This is a genomic window from Pseudomonas sp. SP16.1, from assembly GCF_052682975.1.
This window is the reverse complement of record NZ_JBQYFZ010000001.1, coordinates 1,423,598-1,449,302: the sequence shown is the minus strand read 5'-3', so window position 1 is coordinate 1,449,302 and position 25,705 is coordinate 1,423,598. Positions and strand designations below refer to the sequence as shown.

The window sequence follows — 25,705 nt, the reverse complement described above, 5'->3', positions numbered from 1 at the left end:
GCCATGGCGGTCGCTCTTTATAAGGCGGATCAGCTGGGTGAGCCGATCCCACCAAAAAACCACTGACCGGACCACCCCAGAATGAGGTTCTTCGACCAGTCGGCGACCATCAGAAAATGCGGCACCAGTTGCGACTGCTGCCACCACGCGTCCTGCTCCACCGGCGCCAGGCTGATCAGCCCCACCAGCAGCACCACCAACAGACCGCCGCGGGCGGCGCCGAACACCATGCCGAGGAAACGGTCGGTGCCGGACAACCCGGTCACGCGGATCAGCTCGCCGATGAGGAAATTGACCAGGGCGCCGACCAACAAGGTGGCGACGAACAGAATGGCACAAGCGGCGATCACCCGCGCGGACGGGGTTTCGATAAACTCGACGAGATGCTGGGCCAGCGCACCACCGAACATCCAGGCGACGATGCCTGCGATGATCCAGGTCAGCAGCGACAAGGCTTCCTTGACGAAGCCACGCTTGAGGCTGATCAAACTCGAGACGGCGATGACGGCGATGATCGCCCAATCGACCCAGGTGAATACCACGATGCGGCCTACCAGCGGAAAAGGCGAAGCATTTTAGCAGAGCCCGGCGCATCGGGTAACCGGGCATTGCAAAGTCCGACTCTCAGCCCGCCTCGGGCTGGAAACGCACGACGAAACCGCTGAGCTTGTGCTGACGGTTGAGCTGGTCGCGCAGGCGCTCGGCCTCGGCGCGCTCGATCAACGGCCCGATGAACACTCGATTCATGCCGTCGAAGGTGCGGATATAGGCGTTGTAGCCCTGGCTGCGCAGGGTCTTCTGCAGGTTTTCCGCACCGCCGCGACTGGACAGACTGGCCAGCTGCACCGACCAGCTGACCGGCAGGCTATTGGCGTCCAGGCGACTGACGGGCTTGGCCGGCGCCTTGACGAGCGTCTCCGGCTTGGCCACCTCGGGCTTGCTCGGCGTAGGCGCAGGCGTTGGCGCCGCGGGCTGAATCTCGGGCTGCACGGGCGTCTCGACCGGTTGCGGCGACTCGTCCTCGAGCGGTATCGGCTCCCGCGGCAAGGCCTCCGGCTCGAGCACGTCGGCCTGCTGCGTGACCACCTCCGGCACCGCCGGCATCTGCGGCATCGCCGGCGCGTCCACCACTACCCGGCGCATCTCGTCCTCGCGCGACAGCAACATCGGCAGGAAGATCACCGCCAGCGCCACCAGCACCAGCGCGCCGACCATGCGCTGCTTGAGCCCCTTGTCCAGCAATGCCATCCCCCTACTCCCCTTTCAAGCTGGGCGGGCCAGCCAATCCAGGGCCTCGGCCACGCAGAAAAACGATCCGAACAGCAGAATCTCGTCGCCGGACGCCGCCTGCTCGCACTGGGCCTCCAGCGCGGCGCGCACGTCCGCGTGCAGCGTCACCGCCGCCCCCTGGCCCTGCAATTGCGCGGCCAGCTCGGCGGCCGGGCGCGAACGCGGCGTCGCCAGTGGCGCCACGGCCCAGCCGGCAACCTGATCGAGCAGCGGCGCCACCACCCCGGGCAGGTCCTTGTCGGCCAACAGGCCAAACACCGCCCAACGGCGCCCAGTCGACGGCCGGGCTTGCAGACGCTGCGCCAGGTACTCGGCGGCATGGGGATTATGCCCAACATCGAGCAACAGTGTGAGTGACTTGCCTCGCCAATCCAGCGTGCGCCGGTCCAGACGCCCGGCAACCCGTGTCGCCAGCAGCGCCTGGGCGATCTGCGCGGCATCCCAGGGCAGCTCCAGCAAAGCGTAGGCCTGCAGCGCCAGGGCGGCGTTTTCCATCGGCAAGTCGAGCAGCGGCAGCTGCTCCAGGCGCAGCACCTGCCCACGCGCATCGAGGCCGTACCAGGACCAGGCCTGCGCGCCGATACTCAGGTCGTAATCGCGACCGCGCAGAAACAGCGGCGCATCCAGCCGCGCCACCTGATCGAGCAGCGGCTGCGGCGGGTCGAGATCACCGCACAACGCGGGCTTGCCGGCGCGCAGGATACCGGCCTTCTCGAAAGCCACCGACTCGCGCGTATCGCCCAGCCAGTCGGCATGATCCAGGCCGATGCTGGTGATCAGCGCCAGGTCGGCGTCGACCAGATTCACCGCATCCAGCCGCCCGCCCAGCCCCACTTCCAGCACCACGGCGTCCAGCGCCGCGCGCTCGAACAGCCAGAAGGCCGCCAGGGTGCCCATCTCGAAATAGGTCAGGGATATCTCGCCGCGCGCCGCCTCGACCGCGGCGAAGGCCTGGCACAGCTCGGCGTCGCTGGCCTCGCAACCATCGATGACCACCCGCTCGTTGTAGCGCAGCAGGTGCGGCGAGCTGTAGACGCCGACCCTGCGCCCCTGCGCGCGCAGCAGGCCGGCGACAAAGGCACAGGTGGAGCCCTTGCCGTTGGTGCCGGTGACGGTGATCACCAGCGGCGCCGGCTTACCCAGGCCGAGACGCTGCGCCACCTCGCGCGAGCGCTCCAAGCCCATGTCAATGGCCGAGGGGTGCAGCTGCTCGAGGTAGGCGAGCCAGTCGCCCAGGCTGCGCTCGGTCATGCAGTGGCCGGCAGGGAAACCGGAGAAGGGCGATTCATCAGCTGCGCGAGCAGGCGCGCCAGACGCGGACGCAGCTCGGCACGCGGGATGATCATGTCGATGGCGCCGTGTTCCAGCAGGAACTCGCTGCGCTGGAAGCCCTCCGGCAGTTTCTCGCGCACGGTCTGCTCGATCACGCGCGGGCCGGCGAAGCCGATCAGCGCCTTGGGCTCGGCGACGATCACGTCGCCGAGCATGGCCAGGCTGGCGGAGACGCCACCGTAGACCGGGTCGGTCAACACGGAGATGAACGGCAGGCCCTCTTCGCGCAGACGCGCCAGGGCGGCCGAGGTCTTGGCCATCTGCATCAGCGAGATCAGCGCCTCCTGCATGCGCGCGCCACCGGAGGCCGAGAAGCACACCAGCGGGCAGCGCTGCTCCAGAGCCACGTTGGCGGCCTGAACGAAACGCTCGCCGACGATGGCGCCCATGGAGCCACCCATGAAGGAAAACTCGAAGGCACAAACGGAAATCGGCATGCCTTCGAGGGTGCCGCGCATTGCGATCAGCGCATCCTTCTCGCCGGTCTGCTTCTGCGCTCCAGCCAGACGATCCTTGTACTTCTTGCTGTCGCGGAACTTCAGGCGATCGACTGGCTCCAGCTCGGCAGCGATCTCCTCACGGCCTTCGGCATCGAGGAACAGATCCAGGCGCGCGCGGGCGCCGATGCGCATGTGATGGTTGCACTTGGGGCAGACGTCGAGGGTCTTCTCCAACTCCGGGCGGTAGAGTACGGCATCGCAGGACGGGCACTTGTGCCACAGGCCCTCGGGCACCGAGCTCTTCTTCGCCTCGGAACGCATGATCGAGGGGATGAGTTTGTCTACCAACCAGTTGCTCATGCTGTCATTTCTCCATAACCGTTGGTTCGGGCGAGCCGCTCATTCCGAGGCGACCCACCTCCAGCAATTCGTTTCCACCGCACATCGAGCGGCGTGACAGGCTAATGGACGGCTGCGCCTCAGGCGTCGTCACATCCGGCGTCGCGCACCGCTCGCACGAATGCGCGAATCTTGCCTGCATCCTTTATGCCTTTGCTCGCCTCGACGCCGCCGCTGACGTCCACCGCATAGGGGCGTACCTGACGGATCGCCGCAGCTACGTTGCCCGCCTCCAGGCCGCCGGCCAGGATGATCGGCTTGGCGGCCTGGGGCGGTACCAGCGACCAGTCGAAGGTGGCGCCGGTACCGCCGGGCACACCCTCGACGAAGGTGTCCAGCAGGATGCCGCGCGCACCGGCATAGGGCGCCATCGCCGCCGCCACGTCCTCGCCGGGGCGCACGCGCAGGGCCTTGATGTAGGGACGACCATACCCTTCGCAATCCGTCGGCGACTCGTCGCCATGAAACTGCAGCAGATCCAGCGGCAGGCGCTGCAACAGCTGCTGCAGCTCGGCGCGCGGCATGTCGACGAACAGGCCGACGCTGGTGACGAACGCTGGCAACGCCTGCAGGATCGCAGCCGCCTGCTCGACACCGACCGCACGCGGGCTCTTAGCGTAGAACACCAGGCCGATGGCGTCGGCTCCGGCCGCTACGGCGGCCAGCGCGTCTTCGACGCGGGTGATACCACAGATCTTGCTGCGCACGACTGACACGGGCGTACTCCCTGCTGCAAAGCGCTGGATGGTAGCAAAGGCCTAGCCTGCACGCACATCCGGCAGAGCCGAGAGAAAGTGCGGCCCGAGATAACGTTGCGGCAACTGAAACTCGTCCGGATATTCCACCTGCACTAGGTACAGGCCATAGGGATGCGCGGTCACGCCACCGCTGCGCCGCTCGCCACGTTCCAGCACCTCACGCGCCCACTGCACCGGACGCTCGCCGGCACCGATGGCCATCAGCACGCCAGCGATATTGCGCACCATATGATGCAGAAAGGCGTTGGCGCGGATATCCAACACGATGAAACGACCATGCTCGACCACCGCTAGGTGATGCACGGTCTTGATCGGCGACTTGGCCTGACACTGGCTGGCGCGAAACGCGCTGAAATCGTGGGTACCGACCAGCGCCAGAGCCGCCTCACGCATCTGCGCCACATCCAGCGGGCGGTGATTCCAAGTCACCTCCTCGGCCATATGAGCCGGACGGATCGGGTCGTTGTAGATCACATAGCGATAGCGCCGCGCCATGGCCGAAAAACGCGCATGAAAGTGCGCCGGCATGACCTTTGCCCAGGTCACGCTGATGTCCTTGGGCAGATTCATGTTGGCGCCCATGATCCAGGCGTGCAGCGGGCGCTCGACAGCGGTGTCGAAGTGCACCACCTGGCCACTGGCGTGCACCGAGGCATCGGTGCGCCCGGCGCACAGGATGCTTACCCGCTCGCCGCCGGCCACCTTGGACAGCGCGCTCTCCAGACAACCCTGGATCGAGGCGACCTTGCCGCCCTGACGCTGAAAGCCGCGATAGCGCGCGCCCTTGTATTCGAGGCCGAGGGCGATTCTGGAAAAGCCAGCGGCCGCCATTTCGGCGGCCGCGACAGGTACTACGTCGGACATAGATCGATCAAACCAGCTTGGCAATCATCTCGCGAGCTTCCTGCTGCTGGGCTTCGCTGCCCTCGGCGACCACTTCGTCGAGAATGTCGCGCGCACCTTCGGTATCGCCCATGTCGATATAGGCGCGTGCCAGATCCAGCTTGGTCGCGGTTTCGTCGGTACCGGAGAGGAAGTCGAAGTCGTCGTCGCCATCCAGGTCGCTTGCCAGACTGTCGGCCGGCTGCTGCGGTTGTTCGGCGGGCTGCTCGAAGCTGCTGCTCAGTTGCTCCAGCTCTGCGCTCACCTCATCCAGTTGCGCAGCGAAGCTGTCGGGCTCGACGTCCACCTGAGCCCGCGGCTCCTCGTCGAGGGAAAGATCGAAATCGGCCGGCAGATCGAAATCGCCCGCCGACACCTCCTCCGGCATATCCAGGCTCAGATCGGCCAGCTCGTCCGCCGACTCGGCAGCTGCCGGTGCTTCGTCTTCCTCGAGACTGAGGAGAAAATCGTCGGCGTCGGCACCAGCTGCCGGAGCGGGCTCGTCCAAATCCAGGCTGAAGTCGGACAGATCGCCTACCGGCTCAGACTTGCCCTCATCCAGGGCCAGGTCGAAATCCAGGTCGTCGTCGGCGGCCACGGGGGCGGGCTGGTCGACCAGACCGAAGTCCAGATCATCGTCCAGCGACGGGGTCGCGGTATCGCTCGGCACGGCCTGCATGTCGCGCTCCAGATCGGCCTCCAATTCGTCCAGGCTCAGGTCGAAGGCGTCATCCAGATCACCGCCTGCGCCAGAGGGCGTCTCGCGGCTCGGCTCGTCCAGGCTGAGGTCGTCGAGACTGAAATCAGCCAGATCGTCCGCCACAACCGCCGCCCCCAGCGCACCGGCACCAGCGAAAGCGGCCATGGCCGGGTACTTGGCCTTCAACTGCTCGGCCTCGTTGCTGGCGCCGCCGATTTCGCGCAGTTCGTTGTCCTGGCGAGCGAAGCCCTCGCGGTCGCCCAGCTCGGCATAGACCTCCATCAGCTTCAGGCGCAGGTCGCTGCGCTGCGGCTCCTCGTTGATGGCGTTCTGCAGGAGTTCGGCGGCCTGATTGAAACGACCGTAGGCGATATAGATGTCGGCTTCACCCAGGGCATCGGCAGTCTGAGCGGCGACCCGCTCCTCGCCGACGGCAACCGGTGCGGCCTGCGGAGCCTCGGCATCGAGACCGGCAAGCGGGTCTTCCTGCATTTCCAGGTCGGCGGCGAAGGCATCGTCCTGCGCCAGTTCGTCCTGCAACTCGGCCTCTTTCATCGCGTTGCGTCGCGACAGCGCCATCAGGCCGAGCAACAGCAGCAGCAGCGCGCCGCCGCCGGCGAGCCCCAGCGTCATCGGGTTAGCCAGCAGATCGTCGACAAAGCCCTGCGGCTCCGGTGCTGGTGTTGGTGTTGGTGCAGGAGCCACGGGCTTGGCCGCCTCAGGCTTGGCTGGAGCTGGAGGCGCAACGACAGCAGCCGGCTCTTCGGCCGGCTGCTCGGGGGCTGCGGCGGCGCTGTCTTCGACAGGCGCTGCCGGCTCTTCGCTGTAGTTGTAATCCGGGCCCGACTCTCCCGGCGGCGATACCGGAGGAGACACCGCTGCTTCTGCCGGAGCGGGGTCCGCGGCCGGCTGAGCTGGCTCGCCCTCGTCGCTCGGTGCGGGAGAAGCTGTCTCGGCGGCGGCCAGGTCGGCCTGCAACTTGGCCAACTGACTGTCCTTGAGTTCGACCAGACGCTGGAGCTTGTCCAACTGACTCTGCAGGTCGCCGACACGACTCTGCAGCTCGGCATTTTCACGACGGGTCGAGTCGAGACTTTCCTGGGTCACGGCCAGCTTGTCGGCAAGCGCCTTGCTGTCGCTCGAACCACGATCGCTGCCAGTGGTGGCCTTGCCAGCTTCGGCGGCTACCAGCTTCAGGCTATCACCAGCCTCCGCAGTCGCGGGCGCGGCGCCGGCAGCAGTACGCCGGGTAGCATCCACCTGGCGGGCGGCGACGGCGCGCCCTTCGCGCCAGGCGGCGTTCTGTTCGGCGACCTGGGCCACGGCCTCGGCATTGCTGCGACTGCGAATCTGCTGTTCATCGGGTAGGCGCAGTACCTGCCCTGCTTTCATGCGATTGATGTTGCCGCCGATGAAGGCATCCGGATTGAGGTCCTGGATGGCCAGCATGGTCTGATTGACCGAACCACCACCGACGCGCCGGGCGATCTCCCACAGCGTATCGTTGGCGGTGGTTTTGTATTCATTAGCGGAGATGGCTCGCGCAGCGGGCGCGGGAGCGGCCGGACGCGGTGCCGGCGCCGGTGCAGCGACGGAGGGCGCAGCGACGCGAGGCGCAGGAGCGGCGGCCGGCACTTGCGGCGCCGCCGCAGCGGCCGTTTGCGGGGAATACAGCGGAGGATCGAGCAACAGGGTGTATTCGCGCAGCAGTCGGCCATTCGGCCAGAGCACTTCCACCAGGAAGTTCAGATAAGGTTCGCGTACCGTCTTGTTCGAAGTGACGCGAATCACACTCTTGCCATTGGGCTTGAGCACGGGCGTGAACTTCAGATCACTGAGAAAGTACTGACGATCGACACCCGCCTTGACGAACTCTTCGGGTGACGCGAGGCTGGGCACGACTTCATTGGAGGCCAGGTCGCGCACCTCCAGCAGTTCGATTTCCGCTACCAGCGGCTGATTCAGCGCGGATTGCAGGGTGATCTCACCCAACCCCAGCGCATGCGCCATACCGGAAGACAGGGCCGAAGCCGCTGCGATTGCCAGCACTAGTTTGCGAACCCGAACCATAGCGTTATCCCTTGTTTTATCTTTTTTCTCGGCATGCGAGAGGGTCTCGATAACTGCTGCCTGTTTCCACTGCAAGAGCGGCTCCCCATTCAGCAATCAATTCAGCCAGTATTGCCAAGCTAGAAAGATTCTTCAAATTTCTAGGTAAGTATCTTTTACAGATAGTGTTTTATCAATAACTCCGCTATTTGCACAGCATTCAGAGCGGCGCCTTTTCTCACGTTATCAGACGCAATCCACAAATTGAGCAACCGCGGATCGCTGACGCCGGCGCGCACACGCCCCACATAAACCAGATCCTGGCCGACCGCATCGCCCACCGCTGTCGGATAGTCGCCCGCCTCTACCAACTCGATGCCTGGAGCGACCTTCAAGGCACGCAGCACGGCCGGAACGTCCACCGCCGCAGCAGCCTGCACGGCGAGCGCCAGACTGTCGCCGAAGAATACCGGCGCCAGCGCGCAGGTCGCCGACACTGGCAGATCCGGCAGCCCGAGCAGCTGCTGCAACTCGGCAGCCAGGCGGGTCTCCAGCTCGGCATGGCCGCACTCGTCGACCACCCCGACCTGCGCCAGCAGGTTGAAGGCGATCTGTCGATCCATCCCCTTGGGCTCCAGCGGACGGGCGTTGAGCAGCTCGGCGGTCTGCCGCGCCAGCTCCTGTACGCCGCTGCGACCGAGCGTGGAGACCGCCAGCATGGCGGTCAGTTGCACCTGCCGCGGCTCCAGCACCGGGCGCAACGCGCTCAGCACCAACGCACTGGCCACCGCGGACGGCGTCGGCGCGCTGACCAGGAAAGGCGAGCTCAATGCGGGCAAGCCTTGCCGGCCCAGTTCGGGCAGCACGCAAGGCGCCAGCTGCAACGGCAGGGCCGAGCTCAGATCGATGAGCGAACAGCCGGCGGCTGCTACTCGCTCGTAGCAGGCACGTGTCACTTCGCTGCCAGCGGCGAAGAAAGCCAGCTGCACCTGGGCGAAATCGAAGCTGTCGAGCGAGCGGACCCGCAGCTGGCGCCCGCGAAAGGGCAAACTCTGACCCACGGATTCGCTGCTGGCGAGCAAGTGCAGGTCCTGGACCGGAAATTCGCACTCTTCGAGCAACTCGACCAGCGCCTCACCGACGCTTCCGGTGGCGCCGACCAGGGCGATGTTGATGGACTGGCTCATGGGCTGGACCTGTGACGCGGAGGGAGCGGCACTGTAACCGCCCCCTCTCGCACAGGCAATCGGCAGCCAGCGGGTTGCATCCGCCCACTAAAAACAAAGCCCCTCTGCCGAAAACAGAGGGGCTCCGTTTGAATCCGGGCGCCAAGGCCGTGCGCTTAGCGCTCCAGCAGGATGCGCAGCATGCGCCGCAGCGGCTCGGCCGCGCCCCACAGCAGTTGGTCGCCGACGGTGAAGGCGCCGAGGTACTGCGAGCCCATGTTGAGCTTGCGCAGACGACCGACCGGTACGCTCAGGGTGCCAGTCACAGCAGTCGGGCCCAGCTCGCGGATGGCGTCTTCACGATGGTTCGGCACCAGCTTGACCCAGGGGTTGTGCTGGCTGATCAGGCCCTCGATGTCGCCCATCGGCACATCCTTGTTCAGCTTGATGGTCAGCGCCTGGCTGTGGCAACGCATGGCGCCGATGCGCACGCAGATGCCGTCGACCGGGATCGGGCTCTTGAAGCGACCGAGGATCTTGTTGGTCTCGGCCTGGGCCTTCCACTCCTCGCGACTCTGGCCGTTGGGCAATTCCTTGTCGATATAGGGGATCAGGCTGCCGGCCAGCGGCACGCCGAAGTTGTCGACCGGGAAGGCATCGCCGCGCATGGCCTCGGCCACCTTGCGGTCGATGTCGAGGATGGCGCTGGCCGGGTCGGCCAGCTCATCGGCGACGGAGGCGTTGATCGCGCCCATCTGCTTGATCAGCTCACGCATGTTTTGCGCGCCCGCCCCGCTCGCGGCCTGGTAGGTCATGGCGCTCATCCACTCGACCAGACCGGCTTCATACAGACCGCCCAGGGCCATCAGCATCAGGCTGACGGTGCAGTTGCCCCCGATGTAGTTCTTGCTGCCGGCGTCCAACGCCTGATCGATCACCTTGCGGTTGACCGGGTCGAGCACGATCACCGCACTGTCGTCCATGCGCAGCGACGAGGCGGCATCGATCCAGTAGCCCTGCCAGCCGGCTTCGCGCAACTTGGGGAAGACCTCGTTGGTGTAGTCGCCGCCCTGGCAGGTCAGGATCACGTCCAGCCCTTTCAGGTCGTCGATGCTGTAGGCGTCCTTCAGCGGGGCAATGTCCTTGCCAATGGCCGGGCCCTGGCCGCCGACATTGGAAGTGGTGAAGAACACCGGCTCGATCAGGTCGAAGTCCCGCTCTTCCAGCATGCGCTGCATGAGCACGGAACCGACCATGCCACGCCAACCGATCAGACCTACACGTTTCATAACGACTACACCTATATAAGCAGCCCGCCGGAACCACCCCGGCGGGACTGGAAGATTACAGACTACGCAGCGCTTCTACCACCGCGTCACCCATGGCGGCGGTACCGACCTTGGTCTTGCCTTCCGACCAGATGTCGCCGGTACGCAGGCCCTGATCCAGCACCAGGCTCACCGCTTTCTCGATGGCGTCGGCGGCGGCCACCTGCGCGAAGCTGTAACGCAGCATCATCGACACCGATAGGATGGTGGCCAGCGGGTTGGCGATGCCCTTGCCGGCGATGTCCGGCGCGGAGCCGTGGCACGGCTCGTACATGCCCTTGTTGTTGGCATCCAGGGATGCCGACGGCAGCATGCCGATGGAACCGGTAAGCATGGAGGCCTCGTCGGACAAAATGTCACCAAACATGTTGTCGGTGACCATCACGTCGAACTGCTTGGGCGCGCGCACCAGCTGCATGGCAGCGTTGTCGACGTACATGTGGCTCAGCTCGACGCCCGGGTAGTCCTTGGCCACTTCCTCGACCACCGCGCGCCACAGCTGGCTGGAGGCCAGCACGTTGGCTTTGTCGACCGAACACAGCTTCTTGCCCCGCACCATGGCCATGTCGAAGCCGACCTTGGCGATGCGGCGGATTTCGCTCTCGCTGTACGGCAGGGTGTCGTAGGCCATGCGCTCGCCGTTTTCCAGCACCTTGCTCTCGCGCGGTTGGCCGAAGTAGATGCCGCCGGTCAGCTCGCGGACGATGAGGATATCCAGGCCGGCAACGATTTCCGGCTTGAGGCTGGAAGCATCAGCCAGTTGCGGGTAGAGGATGGCCGGGCGCAGGTTGCCGAACAGGCCCAGCTGCGAGCGTATCTTCAGCAGGCCGCGCTCTGGACGAATGGCCGGGTCGATGGTGTCCCACTTCGGCCCGCCTACAGCGCCGAGCAAAATGGCATCGGCAGCCTTGGCACGCGCCAGGGTTTCGTCGGCCAGCGGCACGCCGTAACGGTCGATGGCGGCGCCACCGAGATCGTCGAAGCTCAGTTCGAAGCCCAGGGCGTACTTGTCGTTGGCAAGGGCGAGCACCTTGACCGCCTCGGCCATGATTTCCGGGCCGATACCGTCGCCAGGGAGAACCAGAATCTGCTTGCTCATTGCATTCCTCAATCTATCCGTAGGGTGGATGATGCTGTTTTCATCCACCGAAACCCAGCACGGTGGATGGCTAAAGCGCCATCCACCCTACCTTCATGTATTACTTGATCGCGCCGAACAGCCAGGGGCTGCTCTGCTGATGTTTGGCCTCGAAGGCCCTGATCGCCTCCTGATCCTGCAGGGTCAGGCCGATGTCGTCCAGACCGTTGAGCAGGCAATGCTTGCGGAAGGCATCGACCTCGAAGGCGTACTGCACGCCATCGGGGCGGGTCACGGTCTGCGCTTCGAGGTCGACCGTCAGTTGATAACCCTCGGTGGCCTCGGCCTGCTCGAATAGTGCATCGACCTCTTCGTCCTTGAGGATGATCGGCAGCAGGCCGTTCTTGAAGCTGTTGTTGAAGAAGATGTCGGCGAAGCTCGGTGCGATCACCGTGCGGAAACCGTACTCGTCCAGCGCCCATGGGGCGTGCTCGCGCGAGGAGCCGCAGCCGAAGTTCTCGCGGGCCAGCAGCACGCTGGCGCCCTGGTAGCGCGGAAAATTGAGCACGAAATCCGGGTTGATCGGACGCTGGGAACAGTCCTGGTTCGGCTGGCCGATATCCAGGTAGCGCCACTCGTCGAACAGGTTAGGGCCGAAGCCGGTGCGCTTGATCGATTTCAGGAATTGCTTGGGAATGATCTGGTCGGTGTCGACGTTGGCGCGATCGAGCGGGCAGACCAGGCCGGTGTGTTGGGTAAAGGCTTTCATCTTTCTACTCCTCAGGCCTGGATCAGTTCGCGCACGTCGATGAAATGGCCAGTGACGGCCGCTGCCGCGGCCATGGCCGGGCTGACCAGGTGGGTACGGCCACCGGCGCCCTGGCGGCCCTCGAAGTTGCGGTTGGAGGTGGAGGCGCAGTGCTCGCCGCTGCCCAGCTTGTCCGGGTTCATCGCCAGGCACATGGAGCAACCCGGCTCGCGCCACTCGAAACCGGCTTCGATAAAGATCTTATCGAGACCTTCCTGCTCGGCCTGCGCCTTGACCAGCCCGGAGCCCGGTACCACCAGCGCCTGCTTGACGGTCGCGGCGACCTTGCGGCCCTTGGCCACCTCGGCGGCGGCGCGCAGGTCCTCGATGCGCGAGTTGGTGCAGGAGCCGATGAATACGCGATCCAGCTGGATATCGGTGATCGCCTGATTGGCGGTCAGGCCCATATATTTCAGCGCGCGGGTGATCGAGTCCTTCTTCACCGGGTCGGCTTCAACGGCCGGGTCCGGCACGTTCTGGTCGACGGCGAGGACCATTTCCGGCGAGGTGCCCCAGCTGACCTGCGGCTTGATGTCTTCCGCGCGCAACTCGACCACGGTATCGAATACCGCGTCGGCGTCGGACACCAGGTTCTGCCACTGCGCCACGGCCTTGTCCCAGTCGCTGCCCTTGGGCGCGAACGGGCGATCCTTTACGTAGGCGATGGTCTTCTCGTCCACCGCCACCAGGCCGACACGGGCACCGGCCTCGATGGACATGTTGCAGATGGTCATGCGCCCTTCCAGCGACAGCTCGCGGATCGCGCTGCCGGCGAATTCCAGGGCGTGGCCGTTGCCGCCGGCGGTGCCGATCTTGCCGATCACGGCCAGGACGATGTCCTTGGCGGTGACGCCGAACGGCAGCTTGCCTTCGACGCGCACCTGCATGTTCTTCATCTTCTTGGCCACCAGGCACTGGGTGGCGAGCACGTGCTCGACTTCCGAGGTGCCGATACCGTGGGCCAGCGCGCCGAAGGCGCCGTGGGTGGAGGTGTGCGAGTCGCCGCAGACCACGGTCATGCCCGGCAGGGTGGCGCCCTGCTCCGGGCCGACCACGTGGACGATGCCCTGGCGCACGTCGTTCATCTTGAACTCGAGGATGCCGAAATCGTCGCAGTTCTCGTCCAGGGTCTGCACCTGGATGCGCGACACTTCGTCGGCGATGGCTTCGAGGCCACCCTGGCGCTCGGCCTTGGTGGTCGGCACGTTGTGATCCGGGGTGGCGATGTTGGCGTCGATGCGCCACGGCTTGCGCCCGGCCAGGCGCAGGCCCTCGAAGGCCTGCGGCGAGGTCACCTCGTGGAGGATATGGCGGTCGATGTAGATCAGCGAGGAACCATCGTCACGGCGCTTGACCTCGTGCATTTCCCAGAGCTTGTCGTAGAGCGTTTTGCCGGCCATTAGCTATCCCTCATCAGCGTCTTTCTATGCCCGGGCGAATGGCCCTGCGGCTTATGGGGTGAAATGCTATGATCGCGAAACGAATAACTCAAATTCATATTTTTTATCCCGAGGATTCCACAAAGGAATTCCTCGATCTGCAAGCATCACCCGCCAAGCCGCACGCAGAAGCACTGCGGCCTGACTTGCAGCTTGGATCTTGCCGCTCGGAGCTCGTCTATGGATCTGGCCAACCTCAACGCCTTTCTCGCCATCGCCGAAACCGGCAGTTTCTCGGAGGCCGGCGAACGCCTGCATCTGACTCAGCCGGCCGTGAGCAAGCGCATCGCCGGCCTGGAACAGCAGCTTGGCGTACGCCTGTTCGACCGCCTCGGCCGCGAGATCGGCCTGACCGAGGCCGGGCGCGCACTGCTGCCGCGGGCCTATCAGATCCTCAACGTGCTGGACGACACCCGCCGCGCCCTGACCAACCTGTCCGGCGAGGTCAGCGGCCGCCTGACCCTGGCTACCAGTCACCATATTGGCCTGCATCGTCTGCCGCCCTTGTTGCGCTCCTTTACCCGCGCTCATCCGCAGGTGGCGCTGGATATCCAGTTCCTCGACTCGGAAGTGGCCTATGAGGAGGTACTGCATGGCCGTGCGGAACTGGCGGTGATCACCCTGGCCCCGGAAACCCGCGAGCCGATTCGAGCGGTAGCGGTGTGGGACGACCCGCTGGACTTCGTCGCCGCACCGGAACATCCGCTGGCGCGCAGCGGGGCCATCAGCCTGGCCGACGTGGCGCGGCATCCAGCGGTATTTCCCGGCGGCAATACCTTCACCCACCATATCGTGCAACGCCTGTTCGAGGCCCAGGGCCTGACGCCGAACATCGGCATGAGTACCAACTACCTGGAAACCATCAAGATGATGGTGTCCATCGGCCTGGCCTGGAGCGTGCTGCCGCGCACCATGCTCGACGACCAGGTGGCGCGTCTGCCGCTGCCGGGCATCCAGCTGTCACGCCAGCTCGGCTACATCCTGCATACCGAGCGTACGCTGTCGAATGCCGCGCGGGCCTTCATGGCCCTGCTCGACGCCCAGCGCGACGATCTTGCATAGCCGCCCAGCCAGCGTCTAACGTGGTGATACAGCAACCGCAAAGGTCGTGCATGACAGCATTTCCTGTTCCCGCGCGCATCGTCCCCCGCAGAGGAAGCCCCGGACATGGCCAGACCCACTGACCACAAGCCGCCTCTGCCGCATATCCCGGCGAAGGATCCCGCCGAGTTCGAGCAGGCCTGGCATGACGCGCCGCGGCTGCTGGCAGCGCTGAACGGCGCACGCCTGGGCGCCTGGTACTGGGATATCGACAGCGGCCAGGTCAGCTGGTCGCGCGGCGCCCAGGCGCTGTTCGGTCTCGACCCCGAGCTCCCACTGAGCTGCAGCATCGAGTACATCGAGCTGATCCCCGAAGAAGAGCGCGGCGCGGTGCTGCAACAGTTCAATGCCATTCTCGCCGGCGACAACGAAGGCCGCGCCCTGCGCCACCGCATCCGCTGGCCGGATGGCAGCCTGCACTGGCTGGAGATCAGCGGCAGCCTGCAGCACGAGGCGGACGGCCGGCGGCGCATGTTCGGCGTGATCCGTGACATCACCACGCAACAGGCCCGCGCCGAAGCCCTGCGTACCTCCGAGGAGAAGTTCGCCAAGGCCTTCCACTCCAGCCCGGACGCCATCACCATCACCGAGCGCGACAGCGCCCGTTACATCGAGGTCAACGAGGGCTTTACCCGGCTCACCGGCTACACCCCGGCCGAAGTGATCGGCCGCACCGCGTTCGAAATGAATATCTGGGCCTTCCCCGAGGAACGCACGCAGATGCTCGAGCACCTGGCCGAGAACGGTCAGGTGCTGCACATGGAGATGCATGGCCAGCACCGCGACGGAGAGGTCCGCCTGGTGGAGGTATCGGTGCAGCCGCTGGACCTCAACGGCACAGCCTGCCTGCTGCTCACCGCCCGCGACATCAGCGAGCTGAAGCTGGCGCAGGCACAGGTGCAGCACCTTGCCTATCACGACGCCCTGACCAACCTGCCCAATCGCGCCCTGCTGATCAATCGCCTGACCCAGCAGGTCGCCCTGCTCAAGCGCCACGACCTGCGTAGCGCACTTATGTTCATCGACCTCGACCATTTCAAGCACATCAACGACTCGCTCGGCCATCCCGTCGGCGATGCCGTACTGCGCCTGGTCACCGCGCGCCTGGAGGCCAGCGTACGCCAGGAAGACACCGTGGCGCGGCTGGGCGGCGACGAGTTCGTGGTGCTGCTCTGCGGCCTGGAAGGCAGGCGCTCGGAAGTGACCCGCCAGGTGCGCCAGGTGGCCGAAAAGCTGCGCCGGCTGCTGGCCGAGCCGATGCTGCTGGATGGCCACCACCTTCAGGTCACGCCAAGCATCGGTATCGCCCTGATCCCCGATCACGGCGATACCCCGGCCGATCTGCTCAAGCGCGCCGACATCGCCCTCTACCGCGCCAAGGATTCCGGACGCAATGCCATCCAGTTGTTTCGAAGCACCATGCAGGAGGCCGCCAGCGCCCGCCTACGCCTGGAAAACGAGCTGCGCCTGGCGCTGGCCCGCGGCGAGTTCGAGCTCTATTTCCAACCTCAGATCGATGCCCGCGACGGCCAGGTGATCGGCGCCGAGGCCCTGCTGCGCTGGCAGCACCCCCAGCACGGCGCGCAATCGCCGGCGCAGTTCATCCAGGTGCTGGAGGAAAGCGGGCTGATAGTCGAGGTCGGTGGCTGGGTGCTGGCCGAAGCCTGCCATCTCTGCGCCCGCCTGCTCGCCGACGGCCTGGTCGATGCCGAGCGTTTCAGCCTGTGCGTCAACATCAGCCCCAGGCAGTTCAGCCAGCACGACTTCGTCGAGCGCGTGGCCGGCTGCCTGCGCGCCAGCCGACTACCCAATGCCATGCTCAAGCTGGAGATCACCGAAGGCATCGTCATCCAGAATGTCGACGACACCATCGGCAAGATGCTGCGCCTGAAGAGGCTGGGCGTCAGCTTCGCCATGGACGACTTCGGCACCGGCTATAGCTCGCTCACCTACCTCAAGCGCCTGCCGGTGGACATGCTGAAGATCGACCAGTCGTTCGTCCGCGACGCCACCACCGACCCCAACGACGCCGAGATCATCCGCGCCATCGTCGCCATGGCGCGCAGCCTGGGCCTGACGCTGATCGCCGAGGGCGTCGAGTTGCAGGAACAGCTGGACTTCCTGCGAGCGCAGGGCTGTCACCTGTATCAGGGCTATCTGTTCAGCAAACCGTTGCCGCACGACGCCTTCTGCGCCCTGCTGCGCTGAAATGCAGAGGGCGCCTCCAGGGGCGCCCTCCTCATCAGGCCTCCGTCGCCTCAGCTTTCCAGCGCAGGCCGCTGGCTACCAATGGGAATGCGCTTGGGCTTGGCCTCTTCCGGCACGATGCGCTCCAGATCGATATTGAGCAGACCGTTGACCAGGTTGGCGCCCTTGACCTCGATATGGTCGGCCAGGCGGAACGACAGCTTGAAGGCGCGCTGGGCGATGCCCTGATACAGGTAGCTGACCTGCTCGGCGCCGCGCTCGCGCTTGCCGCCGCTGACGGTCAATACGCCACGCTCGACCTGCAGCTCGAGATCCTCGTCCTGGAAACCGGCCGCCGCGACCACGATGCGGTAGTGGTCCTCGCCATGCTTCTCGACGTTATAGGGCGGATAGGAGCTGCCGCCGTCGTTGCTGCGCAGGGCGGACTCGAAAAGATCGTTGAAGCGGTCGAAACCGATGGACTGGCGGAACAGAGGAGCCAGGGACAGTACGTTACTCATGACAATTCTCCTGAATGACTCAGCAAGGGATCACGTTGCGGAACCCGACTTCGGCATCCCGCAAGCCCTTAACTGAGGTCGCCGGCGCAATTTTCAAGAGCCTGAAAAATTCGTTTACAGCTCGCAGGGGCAAGCCCTTCCCTATAGTCTGTGGGAGCCACGCCCCGCGGCGAATAGCGGCCATCCCACCACAACCGGCATTGGACGAAGGCTTCGCCCCGAGGCGGGGCTCCTACAGGAATGTCGCCACGTCGGGCAACCTCTGCTCCTGCAAGGGCATACCCAGCAGCCGATCGATGCGCGCGCAATCCTGCTCGCGGCGCACCTCGGCGAACAGGGCTACCGCCTCGGGGTAAGTGCGCGTCAGCATGGCCAGCCACTGCTTCAGGCGACCAGGCGCATAGCGCGGCGCCAGCTTGCGCCGCGCCCGCTGCCAGAAGTCCAGCAGCAACGGCTGCAGCTCGCCCCAGCTCATTTCCTGCGGCCGTTCACCGGCGCGTACCGCGGCGATCTGCCGGGCCAGGCCGGGCCGCGACACCAGCCCGCGCCCCAGCATGATGTCGTCCACCCCGCTGATCTCGCGGCAGCGCCGCCAGTCGTCCAGCGTCCACACCTCGCCGTTGGCGAATACCGGCACCGCCACCGCCTCCTGCACCCGCGCCACCCATTCCCAGTGCGCCGGCGGCTTGTAGCCCTCGAGTTTGGTCCGCGCATGCACCACGATCTGGCTGGCGCCGCCCTCGGCCAGGGCGCGCGCGCAGTCCAGGGCGCCGTCCTTGTCGGCGAAGCCCAGGCGCATCTTGGCGGTCACGGGAATCTCGGCCGGCACCGTGCGCCGCACCTCGCGGACGATGGCGTGCAGCAGCTCCGGCTCCTTGAGCAGCACCGCGCCGCCGCGCGACTTGTTCACCGTCTTGGCCGGGCAGCCGAAGTTGAGGTCGACCACCGGCGCTCCCAGGGTGCAGGCGAAGGCCGCATTGTCGGCCAGGCACTGCGGGTCGGAGCCGAGGAACTGCACGCGCATCGGCGTGCCGGCGCAGGTGCGGGCGCCGGCGAACAACTCGGGGGCGAGCTTGCGGTAGGTGGCAGCCGGCAGCAGGCGGTCGCTGACGCGAATGAACTCGGTGACGCACCAGTCGATGCCGCCGATACGGGTCAGCACGTCGCGCAGGATTTCGTCGACCAGCCCCTCCATGGGTGCCAGGGCGATTTGCATGGGATTGTCCGGAGAAAACGGGCGCACAGTTTAAGGCGCCGCGCGGACGGCGCAAGATGGTCCACACTGCAGGAAACCGAAGGGAGATCCAACATGCTGCGTCGCTCGCTACTGGCCCTGTGCCTGGCCGGCAGCCTCGCCCAGGCTGCCGACGTCCTGCCGCGGGGCGTGCAGGTGGTACCGCCGAACCCGGCGCCCGACGGCCCGGGGCGACTGATCTTCAGCCGCGACAACAACGCGCCGAATGCCTGCGACGTGGAGCTCTACGTCAATCGGCGGGTGGTGGCGAAACTGGGGCCGGGCGAGCGTACCAGCCTCGACCTGCCCAGCGGCGAGCTGAGCGTCGCCGTGGCGATATCCCCGGCCGGCTACTGCAACGGGCGCGGGCCGGGACCGGCGCAGGCGGTGCTGCTCGGCTCGGGCGAGACCCGCCAGTTCGCCGTGATAGTCGAGCCGGGTCGGGCATTCCTCGCCCCGCTGCTCAACTAGCGCGTCGCTACAGCTCCAGCGGATAGCGCTCCAGCAACGCCCTGCCATAGCCCTCGATGAACTCCACCGGCATGCGCTTGGGGCGTCCGCTGGACAGTTCGATGCAGACGAAGGTGGTCTTGGCCCGCAGCAGGGTGGCGCCGTCCTCGGGACGCAGCAGCTGGAAGCGCCGGTCCATCTTCAGACGCTGATCGGATTCGACGATCCAGGTGGCCATCTGCAGCTGCTGCCCCTCGTAGGCGCTGGCCAGGTAATCAATCTCATGGCGCAATACCGCCATGGCGCGATCCAGCCTGCGGTACTCGGCCAGATCCAGGCCGAGGAACTGCGAGTGACGCCAGGCGCAACGCTCCAGCCAGCTGACGTAGACCGCATTGTTGGCATGGCCCAGGCCATCGATGTCGTCGGCCGCTACCTCCAGATCGATGACGAAGGGGTCGGGCAGATCCCAGCTCATGGCCGCACCTCCTGACTGATTGTCGGCTGCTGCGCCTCTTTCATCCTCGCTTTCATCCTGTTCCCCCGCCTTGTTTTCGTCCTGGCAAGCGGCGCCGCCGGCCGACGGCGCGCCGGCGAATAATACGCCGTCCGCCGTGGCCGATGCAGCGCCATCCTTTCATAGCGCCCTGCCAGCACGCCATAATGCCGGGCATTCGCCCCGAGCCGAGATCCGAGCAATTGACTGCCGTTCTGCGCCTGCTGATGCTGCTCCTGCTACCCGCCCTGAGCTGGGCCGACAGCCTGCCTCTGCCGAGCGGTCAGGAGCCGGTGCTACCCGGGCCCTATATGCAGGTATGGGAAGACCCCGAGGGCCAGGCCGAGTTCACCGAGGTGCGCGATCTGCCGGAGACGGCCTGGCAGCCGGTCGCCCGGCGCGACGCCAGCTTCGGCTACGGCAGCAGTGCCTACTGGCTGCGCCTGGACGTGCACAACCCGCACGCGCGCTCCCTCGGCTGGCTGCTGGTGATCGGCAACCCGCTGCTGGATCGACTGGACGCCCATGGCCTGGATGGCGGGAGGATCTATCGCGCCGGCGATCAGCGCCCATTCGACTCGCGCTGGATCGACCATCGCCAGTTGCTCCTGCCGCTGGAGGTCGCACCCGGCGAGACCCGGCGCCTGTGGCTGCGCATGCAGAGCGACGGTTCGGCCAATCTCAGCGCCAGCCTGATGACGCACGAGGCCTTCGACCGTCAGGAACAGCGCAGCCTGCTGCTGCAGGGCCTGTTCTTCGGCGCCCTGGCGGCGATGTTCTTCTACAACCTGTCGATCTACGGCATCACCCGTGATCGCAACTACCTCTGGTACAGCCTGTTCGTCGCCAGCTTCGCCCTCTATCAGTTCATTCAACTCGGCTTCGCCCTGCAGTGGCTGTGGCCGCACGCGCTGGCCTGGCATCAGCTGAGCTTTCCGCTCAGCTCCGCCATCGCCACCCTGTTCGGCATTCTCTTCGCCTATGGAGTCCTCGATCTCAGGCGAGCGTCGCCGCTGTATACCTGGGTGTGCGGCGCACTGCTGGCCGGCAGCGGCGTGGTAATCGCCCTGGCATTCTTCGCTCCCTACCGGACCGCACTGATCGGCAGTTTCGTCCTGCTGGGGGTCTGCGCCGCTGCCGCCAGCGTCTTCACCCTGCTGCGCTGGCGCGCCGGCCACATGTCCGCCCGCCTGTTCGCCCTGGGCTGGTCGGTGCTGATCGCCGCCAGCCTGTTCAGCGTCCTCACCGGCACCGGCCTGCTGCCCTATTCGCACTTCACCCTGCACGCCCAGCAGATCGGCGGGCTGATCGAGATGGCGGTGTTCTCGGTGGCGCTGGCCACGCGCATCCGCCAGGCGCAGAGCGCCGAACGCCAGGCCCAGCTGCAGCTGATGGTGCAGGAGCGGCGTCTGCGCGAAGAACAGGCCAAGCGCCTGGAATTGCAAACACAGATCAACGACAACCTGGCGCTGCGCATCAACGACCGTACCGCGGCGCTCGAGCAGGCGCTACAGAAACTTTCCGACGCCAACCTGAAGCTGGCCGAACTCAACCGCCGCGACGGCCTCACCGGCCTGTTCAACCGCCAGACGCTGAATGAGGAGCTGGAACGCGCCCGCGCTCGCAGCGAACGTGGGCGGCACCCGCTGGCCATCCTGATGATGGACCTGGACTTCTTCAAGCAGGTCAACGACCGCTACGGCCACCTGGGCGGCGACGCTTGCCTGCGCCATGCCGCCACCCGCATCCAGCAGCGCCTGCGCAGCAGCGACCTGCTGGCGCGCTTCGGCGGCGAGGAGTTCGCCGCCCTGCTCAGCGATACGGACCGGGCCGGTGCCCTGAGCCTGGCCGAGCAACTGCGCGACGACCTGGCCCGCACACCCTGCATCTACGAGGGCCAGAGCATCCGCCTGACTCTCAGCATCGGTCTGTACGTGGACATCCCGACCAGCGGAACCAGCAGCGAAGCAATGCTGGAGCGGGCCGATCAGGCCCTCTACCGAGCCAAGAAGGCCGGCCGCAACCGCGTCGAGGTCTACGAGGCGACGGCGCTCGACGACGCCTGACGCACTTCGCCTAGCAGCGTCAGTACCGCCTGAGTCAGCCGCGGATCGCCGAGCAGGCGCTGATGACCGCCCGCGGGCAGGCGCAGCAGCTGGCTGTCGAACCAGGCCCGGTGGATCAGCTCGGCCTCGCCCACCGGCACCAACGGATCGTCCTCGGCATGCACGATCAGCCCCGGCAACTCCAGTTGATAACGCTGCACGTCGAGGTGAGCCGCCGGCATGCCGGCCTTCTCCTCCACCAGGCGGATGAAGCGCGAGCGCGCCACCGGCGGCAGCCCCATATGCCGGGCGAAACCGCGCAGCACGGTGAGAATCCGGCTCGGCGCGGCGATGCTCACCAGCGCCGCGCTGCGCAGGCCCATCTGCGTTGCCAGCAGGGCGCTGGCACCACCCATGGAATGGCCTATCACCGCCTGCAGCGGCGGCAGTTCGCTGGCCGCCTCCAGCAGCGCCCGGGCGAACAGCACCACGCTGGCCTCCACTCCCGGCGAGCGACCATGGGCCGGGGCGTCCAGCGCCACCACTGCGTAACCGGCATCGACCAGCGCGCGAATCAGCGCGGCGAACTGGGTCGGCCGCCCCTCCCAGCCGTGCATCAACAGCACGGCCGGCCCGCTGCCCCAGCGCAAGGCCGACAGACCGAAGCGCAGGGTGATGCGTTCGGCACTGGCCAGCAGCGGCAACTCCCAGTCGCGCGGCGGCAGGTTGCGCGGGGTCATGAAGCGTTCACGCAGATGGCTCGCCAGCAGTTGCGGCGCCACCCATCCCAGCGTCGCATTGACGCCGCGTACCCAGGTCATCTGTTTCATCTGGCTTCTCCTCAGTTCACCGCCGATTTGGCGGCCCGCAACACCCGGTCGGACAACTCGCCCGGGCCCAATGCCCGCGCCAGGGCCAGACCGCCCACCATCAGCGCCAGGTCGGCCAGAGCCGTGTCTGCCTCCTCCGGCGTCTCGCTTATCGCGGCCGTCATCAGCTCGATATGCTCGGCCAGCGCCAGGCGAAAGCCCTCGGGCAGGCGCTCGATCTCAGCAAGCGAGGCAGGCAAAGGACAGCGTTCGCCCTGCATATCGCGGTGCTTGCGCGACAGGTAGAAAGCCGCCAGCAGCACGCGCCGCTCGCGCCCACCGAGGCTGCCGTCGAGCTCGGCGAGACGCGCACGACGCCGCCCGAGCAACTGACGGAAGGCCTCGAGCATCAGCGCATCCTTGCTGGCGAAATGGGCATAGAAGCCGCCCACCGTCAGTCCCGCTGCGGCCATCACCTTGGCTACAGCCGGATCACCCGGACCACGCTCGGCCAGCACCGCTCCGGCGGCGGCGAGAATGCGCTCGCGGGTTCTGCTCTTGCGCTCGCTCATGCTTCACCTCGGTTATATTATGAATGCAATATTACACTCATAATATTGAGGTGCAAGCCGAATCCGTATCGAGCAGCGAAAGGGAACGCCATACAGGGCCAGGAAAGACGGGTATCGAAAAAGGTTGGGGAGGAATTTTCGCGTCGCGCAGCGACAGCACACCGCCAAGGAAGGCGGGAACAAAAAAGGGCCGCTTCGCAAGAAGCAGCCCTTGAGACCCGCAAATGCGGCAAGAAAAATGGCGTCCCCTAGGGGACTCGAACCCCTGTTACCGCCGTGAAAGGGCGGTGTCCTAGGCCACTAGACGAAGGGGACGGAACCTTCTAACGACAAGGTCAGCACTAGGCTGGCCTGGTCGGTGATTGGTGGAGCTAAACGGGATCGAACCGTTGACCTCTTGCATGCCATGCAAGCGCTCTCCCAGCTGAGCTATAGCCCCGAAACCTTTCGGTCGGCTCGCAGCACCCAAGCGCTGCGACTGGAAAATGGCGTCCCCTAGGGGACTCGAACCCCTGTTACCGCCGTGAAAGGGCGGTGTCCTAGGCCACTAGACGAAGGGGACGCAAGACCCTGATCGTGAATCGACTCATATCGATTCTGGCACTCCCAAAGGAGTCGAGATTGGTGGAGCTAAACGGGATCGAACCGTTGACCTCTTGCATGCCATGCAAGCGCTCTCCCAGCTGAGCTATAGCCCCGAAACCTTGCGGTCTGGCTGCAACGCCTGAGCGCTGCGGCTGGAATAAGTGGCGTCCCCTAGGGGACTCGAACCCCTGTTACCGCCGTGAAAGGGCGGTGTCCTAGGCCACTAGACGAAGGGGACGCAAGACCCTTATCGTGAATCGACTCATATCGATTCTGGCACTCCCAAAGGAGTCGAGATTGGTGGAGCTAAACGGGATCGAACCGTTGACCTCTTGCATGCCATGCAAGCGCTCTCCCAGCTGAGCTATAGCCCCATCTCGAGGACGGGGCGCATGTTAAGAGCGCCCCGATTGGCTGTCAACAACATTTTTCCGGCCAGCCAAAAGTTTTTGCCACTAGAACAATTACTTAGGGTCGCGCGATGCCCCGTAGGGTGCGCCATGCGCACCGATGCTCCACAGAACAGCCGCGGTGCGCACGGCGCACCCTACGTCAGGCAATGCTCGCCAGCAGCTTCTCCCACTCCTTGGCTTCTTTCTTCGAAGTACCGCCGAGCAGCTCCAGCGCCTGGCGCAGGCGGAAGCGGGTCAGGTCCGGGCCGAGGATTTCCATGGCATCGAGCACCGACACCGAGCTGGCCTGGCCGGTGATGGCCGCGAACATCAGCGGCATGGCGTCACGCAGCTTCAGCTCCAGATGCTCGACCACAGCCTGGATGCAGCCGGTAATACGGTCTTTTTCCCACTGGCGCAGCGCTTCCAGCTTCCACAGGATCAGCTGCATCAGCTGGCGCACCTGGTCGGGCGAGAGTTTCTTGTGCTCGAACAGCTTGGCGTCGAGGTTCAGGCCGCCGGAGAAGAAGAAACCGGCCAAGGGGGCGATCTGGCTGAAGGTCTCCACCCTGCCCTGCACGTGCGGCGCGATCTTCATCAGGTACTCGGGGTTGAGCGCCCACTTCTGCACCTCGGCGGCGAAGGTTTCCACCGGCAGCTCGCGCAGCCACTGGCCGTTCAGCCAGGACAGCTTCTCCAGATCGAAGATCGGCCCGCCCAGAGACACGCGGTTGATGTCGAAGTGCTCGATCATCTCGTTCAGGGAGAACTTCTCGCGCTCGTCCGGCATCGACCAGCCCATGCGCCCGAGGTAGTTGAGCATGGCCTGCGGCAGGTAGCCCATGCGCTCGTAGAAGGTGATGCTGGTGGGGTTCTTGCGCTTGGACAGCTTGCTCTTGTCCGGATTGCGCAGCAGCGGCATATAGCACAGCGCCGGCTGCTCCCAGCCGAAGTACTCGTACAGCTTGATCAGTTTGGGCGCCGACGGCAGCCATTCCTCACCCCGCAGCACATGGGTGATGCCCATCAGGTGGTCGTCGACCACGTTGGCCAGGAAGTAGGTCGGTAGACCATCGGCCTTCATCAGCACCTGCATGTCCATGCGATCCCAGGGGATCTCGACGTCGCCGCGCAGCATGTCCGGCACCACGCAGATACCTTCGCTCGGCACCTTCATGCGCACCACGTGGGATTCGCCCGCGGCGATGCGGCGCTGCGCCTCGGCCGGATCGAGATGCATGCAGTGACCGTCGTAGCGCGGGGTTTCCTTGTTGGCCATCTGCTGCGCGCGCACCTCGTCAAGGCGCTCGGCGCTGCAGAAGCAAGGAAAAGCATGGCCCTTGCCGACCAGTTCGTCCGAGTACTGCTTGTAGATCGCGCTGCGCTCGCTCTGCCGGTACGGGCCGTGCGGGCCGCCAACGTCCGGGCCCTCATCCCACTCGATGCCCAGCCAGCGCAGGGCGTCGAAGATCTGCTGCTCGGACTCGCGGGTCGAACGCAGCTGGTCGGTGTCCTCGATGCGCAGGATGAACTGGCCGCCGTGCTGACGGGCGAAGCACAGGTTGAACAGCGCGATATAGGCGGTGCCGACGTGGGGATCGCCGGTCGGCGATGGCGCGATACGGGTACGAACGGTGGTCATGA

22 protein-coding genes and 6 tRNA genes are annotated in these 25,705 nt (G+C 65.6%); 4 read left to right on the top strand and 24 right to left on the bottom strand.

Annotated features, from left to right (window positions below; genetic code table 11):
* Positions 1-29: 29 nt before the first annotated feature.
* From ACUTAF_RS07030 to leuC, 12 genes are all read right to left on the bottom strand, one after another.
* On the bottom strand, positions 30-542 hold the full coding sequence (locus ACUTAF_RS07030; protein ID WP_445579296.1) for a CvpA family protein: 513 nt from the start codon (positions 540-542) through the stop codon (positions 30-32).
* An 82-nt stretch (positions 543-624) separates the two neighbouring features.
* On the bottom strand, positions 625-1,248 hold the full coding sequence (locus tag ACUTAF_RS07025) for an SPOR domain-containing protein (protein ID WP_445579295.1): 624 nt from the start codon (positions 1,246-1,248) through the stop codon (positions 625-627).
* Positions 1,249-1,263: 15 nt separating this feature from the next.
* Positions 1,264-2,541 (bottom strand): bifunctional tetrahydrofolate synthase/dihydrofolate synthase, encoded by a 1,278-nt coding sequence (gene folC / locus ACUTAF_RS07020; protein ID WP_445579294.1) that lies wholly within the window; start codon positions 2,539-2,541, stop codon positions 1,264-1,266.
* Entirely contained in the window at positions 2,538-3,422 is an 885-nt protein-coding gene (accD, locus tag ACUTAF_RS07015; RefSeq protein WP_445579293.1) for an acetyl-CoA carboxylase, carboxyltransferase subunit beta, read from the bottom strand. Before accD ends, folC begins: the two co-directional genes overlap by 4 nt.
* 119 nt (positions 3,423-3,541) lie before the next feature.
* Positions 3,542-4,177 carry a phosphoribosylanthranilate isomerase gene (locus ACUTAF_RS07010; RefSeq protein WP_445579292.1) on the bottom strand — a complete coding sequence of 212 codons (636 nt, stop codon included), beginning with the start codon at positions 4,175-4,177 and terminating at the stop codon, positions 3,542-3,544.
* 42 nt (positions 4,178-4,219) lie between these two features.
* Complete coding sequence (truA, locus tag ACUTAF_RS07005) at positions 4,220-5,083, bottom strand: tRNA pseudouridine(38-40) synthase TruA (protein WP_445579291.1); 864 nt, start codon at positions 5,081-5,083, stop codon at positions 4,220-4,222.
* Between the two features lie 7 nt (positions 5,084-5,090).
* Complete coding sequence (locus ACUTAF_RS07000; protein WP_445579290.1) at positions 5,091-7,871, bottom strand: FimV/HubP family polar landmark protein; 2,781 nt, start codon at positions 7,869-7,871, stop codon at positions 5,091-5,093.
* A gap of 155 nt (positions 7,872-8,026) precedes the next feature.
* Positions 8,027-9,037 (bottom strand): aspartate-semialdehyde dehydrogenase, encoded by a 1,011-nt coding sequence (locus tag ACUTAF_RS06995; RefSeq protein ID WP_445579289.1) that lies wholly within the window; start codon positions 9,035-9,037, stop codon positions 8,027-8,029.
* A gap of 155 nt (positions 9,038-9,192) precedes the next feature.
* Positions 9,193-10,305 (bottom strand): aspartate-semialdehyde dehydrogenase, encoded by a 1,113-nt coding sequence (gene asd, locus ACUTAF_RS06990; RefSeq protein ID WP_445579288.1) that lies wholly within the window; start codon positions 10,303-10,305, stop codon positions 9,193-9,195.
* Between the two features lie 55 nt (positions 10,306-10,360).
* Positions 10,361-11,443 (bottom strand): 3-isopropylmalate dehydrogenase, encoded by a 1,083-nt coding sequence (leuB, locus tag ACUTAF_RS06985; protein WP_445579287.1) that lies wholly within the window; start codon positions 11,441-11,443, stop codon positions 10,361-10,363.
* Positions 11,444-11,543: 100 nt separating this feature from the next.
* Positions 11,544-12,191, bottom strand: a complete 648-nt coding sequence (gene leuD, locus ACUTAF_RS06980) for a 3-isopropylmalate dehydratase small subunit (protein ID WP_445579286.1) — start codon at positions 12,189-12,191, stop codon at positions 11,544-11,546.
* A gap of 11 nt (positions 12,192-12,202) precedes the next feature.
* On the bottom strand, positions 12,203-13,630 hold the full coding sequence (gene leuC, locus ACUTAF_RS06975; protein ID WP_445579285.1) for a 3-isopropylmalate dehydratase large subunit: 1,428 nt from the start codon (positions 13,628-13,630) through the stop codon (positions 12,203-12,205).
* A 219-nt stretch (positions 13,631-13,849) separates the two neighbouring features.
* Between leuC and ACUTAF_RS06970 the strand changes: the two genes are divergently transcribed.
* Together ACUTAF_RS06970 and ACUTAF_RS06965 are read left to right on the top strand one after the other, a co-directional pair.
* Positions 13,850-14,731, top strand: coding sequence for a LysR family transcriptional regulator (locus ACUTAF_RS06970; protein WP_445579284.1), 882 nt, complete (start codon positions 13,850-13,852; stop codon positions 14,729-14,731).
* Positions 14,732-14,836: 105 nt separating this feature from the next.
* The gene (locus tag ACUTAF_RS06965) at positions 14,837-16,978 is read left to right on the top strand and encodes a putative bifunctional diguanylate cyclase/phosphodiesterase (RefSeq protein ID WP_445579283.1); all 2,142 of its coding nucleotides are present in this window, start codon (positions 14,837-14,839) and stop codon (positions 16,976-16,978) included.
* A gap of 50 nt (positions 16,979-17,028) precedes the next feature.
* On the opposite strand, the gene ACUTAF_RS06960 is transcribed toward ACUTAF_RS06965, so the two are convergent.
* On the bottom strand, positions 17,029-17,478 hold the full coding sequence (locus ACUTAF_RS06960; protein WP_445579282.1) for an Hsp20 family protein: 450 nt from the start codon (positions 17,476-17,478) through the stop codon (positions 17,029-17,031).
* A 232-nt stretch (positions 17,479-17,710) separates the two neighbouring features.
* Positions 17,711-18,694 (bottom strand): tRNA dihydrouridine synthase, encoded by a 984-nt coding sequence (locus tag ACUTAF_RS06955; RefSeq protein ID WP_445579281.1) that lies wholly within the window; start codon positions 18,692-18,694, stop codon positions 17,711-17,713.
* Between the two features lie 93 nt (positions 18,695-18,787).
* On the opposite strand from ACUTAF_RS06955, the gene ACUTAF_RS06950 reads away from it, so the two are divergent.
* Positions 18,788-19,183 (top strand): hypothetical protein, encoded by a 396-nt coding sequence (locus ACUTAF_RS06950; RefSeq protein ID WP_445579280.1) that lies wholly within the window; start codon positions 18,788-18,790, stop codon positions 19,181-19,183.
* 7 nt (positions 19,184-19,190) lie between these two features.
* On the opposite strand, the gene ACUTAF_RS06945 is transcribed toward ACUTAF_RS06950, so the two are convergent.
* On the bottom strand, positions 19,191-19,640 hold the full coding sequence (locus tag ACUTAF_RS06945; RefSeq protein WP_445579279.1) for an acyl-CoA thioesterase: 450 nt from the start codon (positions 19,638-19,640) through the stop codon (positions 19,191-19,193).
* Between the two features lie 221 nt (positions 19,641-19,861).
* On the opposite strand from ACUTAF_RS06945, the gene ACUTAF_RS06940 reads away from it, so the two are divergent.
* Positions 19,862-21,724, top strand: coding sequence for a sensor domain-containing diguanylate cyclase (locus ACUTAF_RS06940; RefSeq protein WP_445579278.1), 1,863 nt, complete (start codon positions 19,862-19,864; stop codon positions 21,722-21,724).
* Here ACUTAF_RS06940 and ACUTAF_RS06935 read toward each other — a convergent pair.
* The 9 genes from ACUTAF_RS06935 to gltX form a co-directional block, all read right to left on the bottom strand.
* Positions 21,694-22,533 (bottom strand): alpha/beta hydrolase family protein, encoded by an 840-nt coding sequence (locus ACUTAF_RS06935; RefSeq protein WP_445579277.1) that lies wholly within the window; start codon positions 22,531-22,533, stop codon positions 21,694-21,696. The genes ACUTAF_RS06940 and ACUTAF_RS06935 overlap by 31 nt on opposite strands.
* A gap of 11 nt (positions 22,534-22,544) precedes the next feature.
* Positions 22,545-23,084: a TetR/AcrR family transcriptional regulator gene (locus tag ACUTAF_RS06930; protein ID WP_445579276.1), complete on the bottom strand. Its 540-nt coding sequence runs from the start codon at positions 23,082-23,084 to the stop codon at positions 22,545-22,547.
* 239 nt (positions 23,085-23,323) lie between these two features.
* A tRNA-Glu gene (locus ACUTAF_RS06925) sits at positions 23,324-23,399 on the bottom strand.
* 48 nt (positions 23,400-23,447) lie between these two features.
* Positions 23,448-23,523: transfer RNA gene (locus ACUTAF_RS06920), tRNA-Ala, on the bottom strand.
* A gap of 47 nt (positions 23,524-23,570) precedes the next feature.
* Positions 23,571-23,646, bottom strand: a tRNA-Glu gene (locus ACUTAF_RS06915).
* Between the two features lie 60 nt (positions 23,647-23,706).
* Positions 23,707-23,782: transfer RNA gene (locus ACUTAF_RS06910), tRNA-Ala, on the bottom strand.
* 49 nt (positions 23,783-23,831) lie between these two features.
* Positions 23,832-23,907 (bottom strand) — tRNA-Glu (locus ACUTAF_RS06905).
* Positions 23,908-23,967: 60 nt separating this feature from the next.
* Positions 23,968-24,043, bottom strand: a tRNA-Ala gene (locus ACUTAF_RS06900).
* Between the two features lie 178 nt (positions 24,044-24,221).
* Positions 24,222-25,703 carry a glutamate--tRNA ligase gene (gene gltX / locus ACUTAF_RS06895; protein WP_445579275.1) on the bottom strand — a complete coding sequence of 494 codons (1,482 nt, stop codon included), beginning with the start codon at positions 25,701-25,703 and terminating at the stop codon, positions 24,222-24,224.
* Positions 25,704-25,705 lie beyond the last annotated feature (2 nt).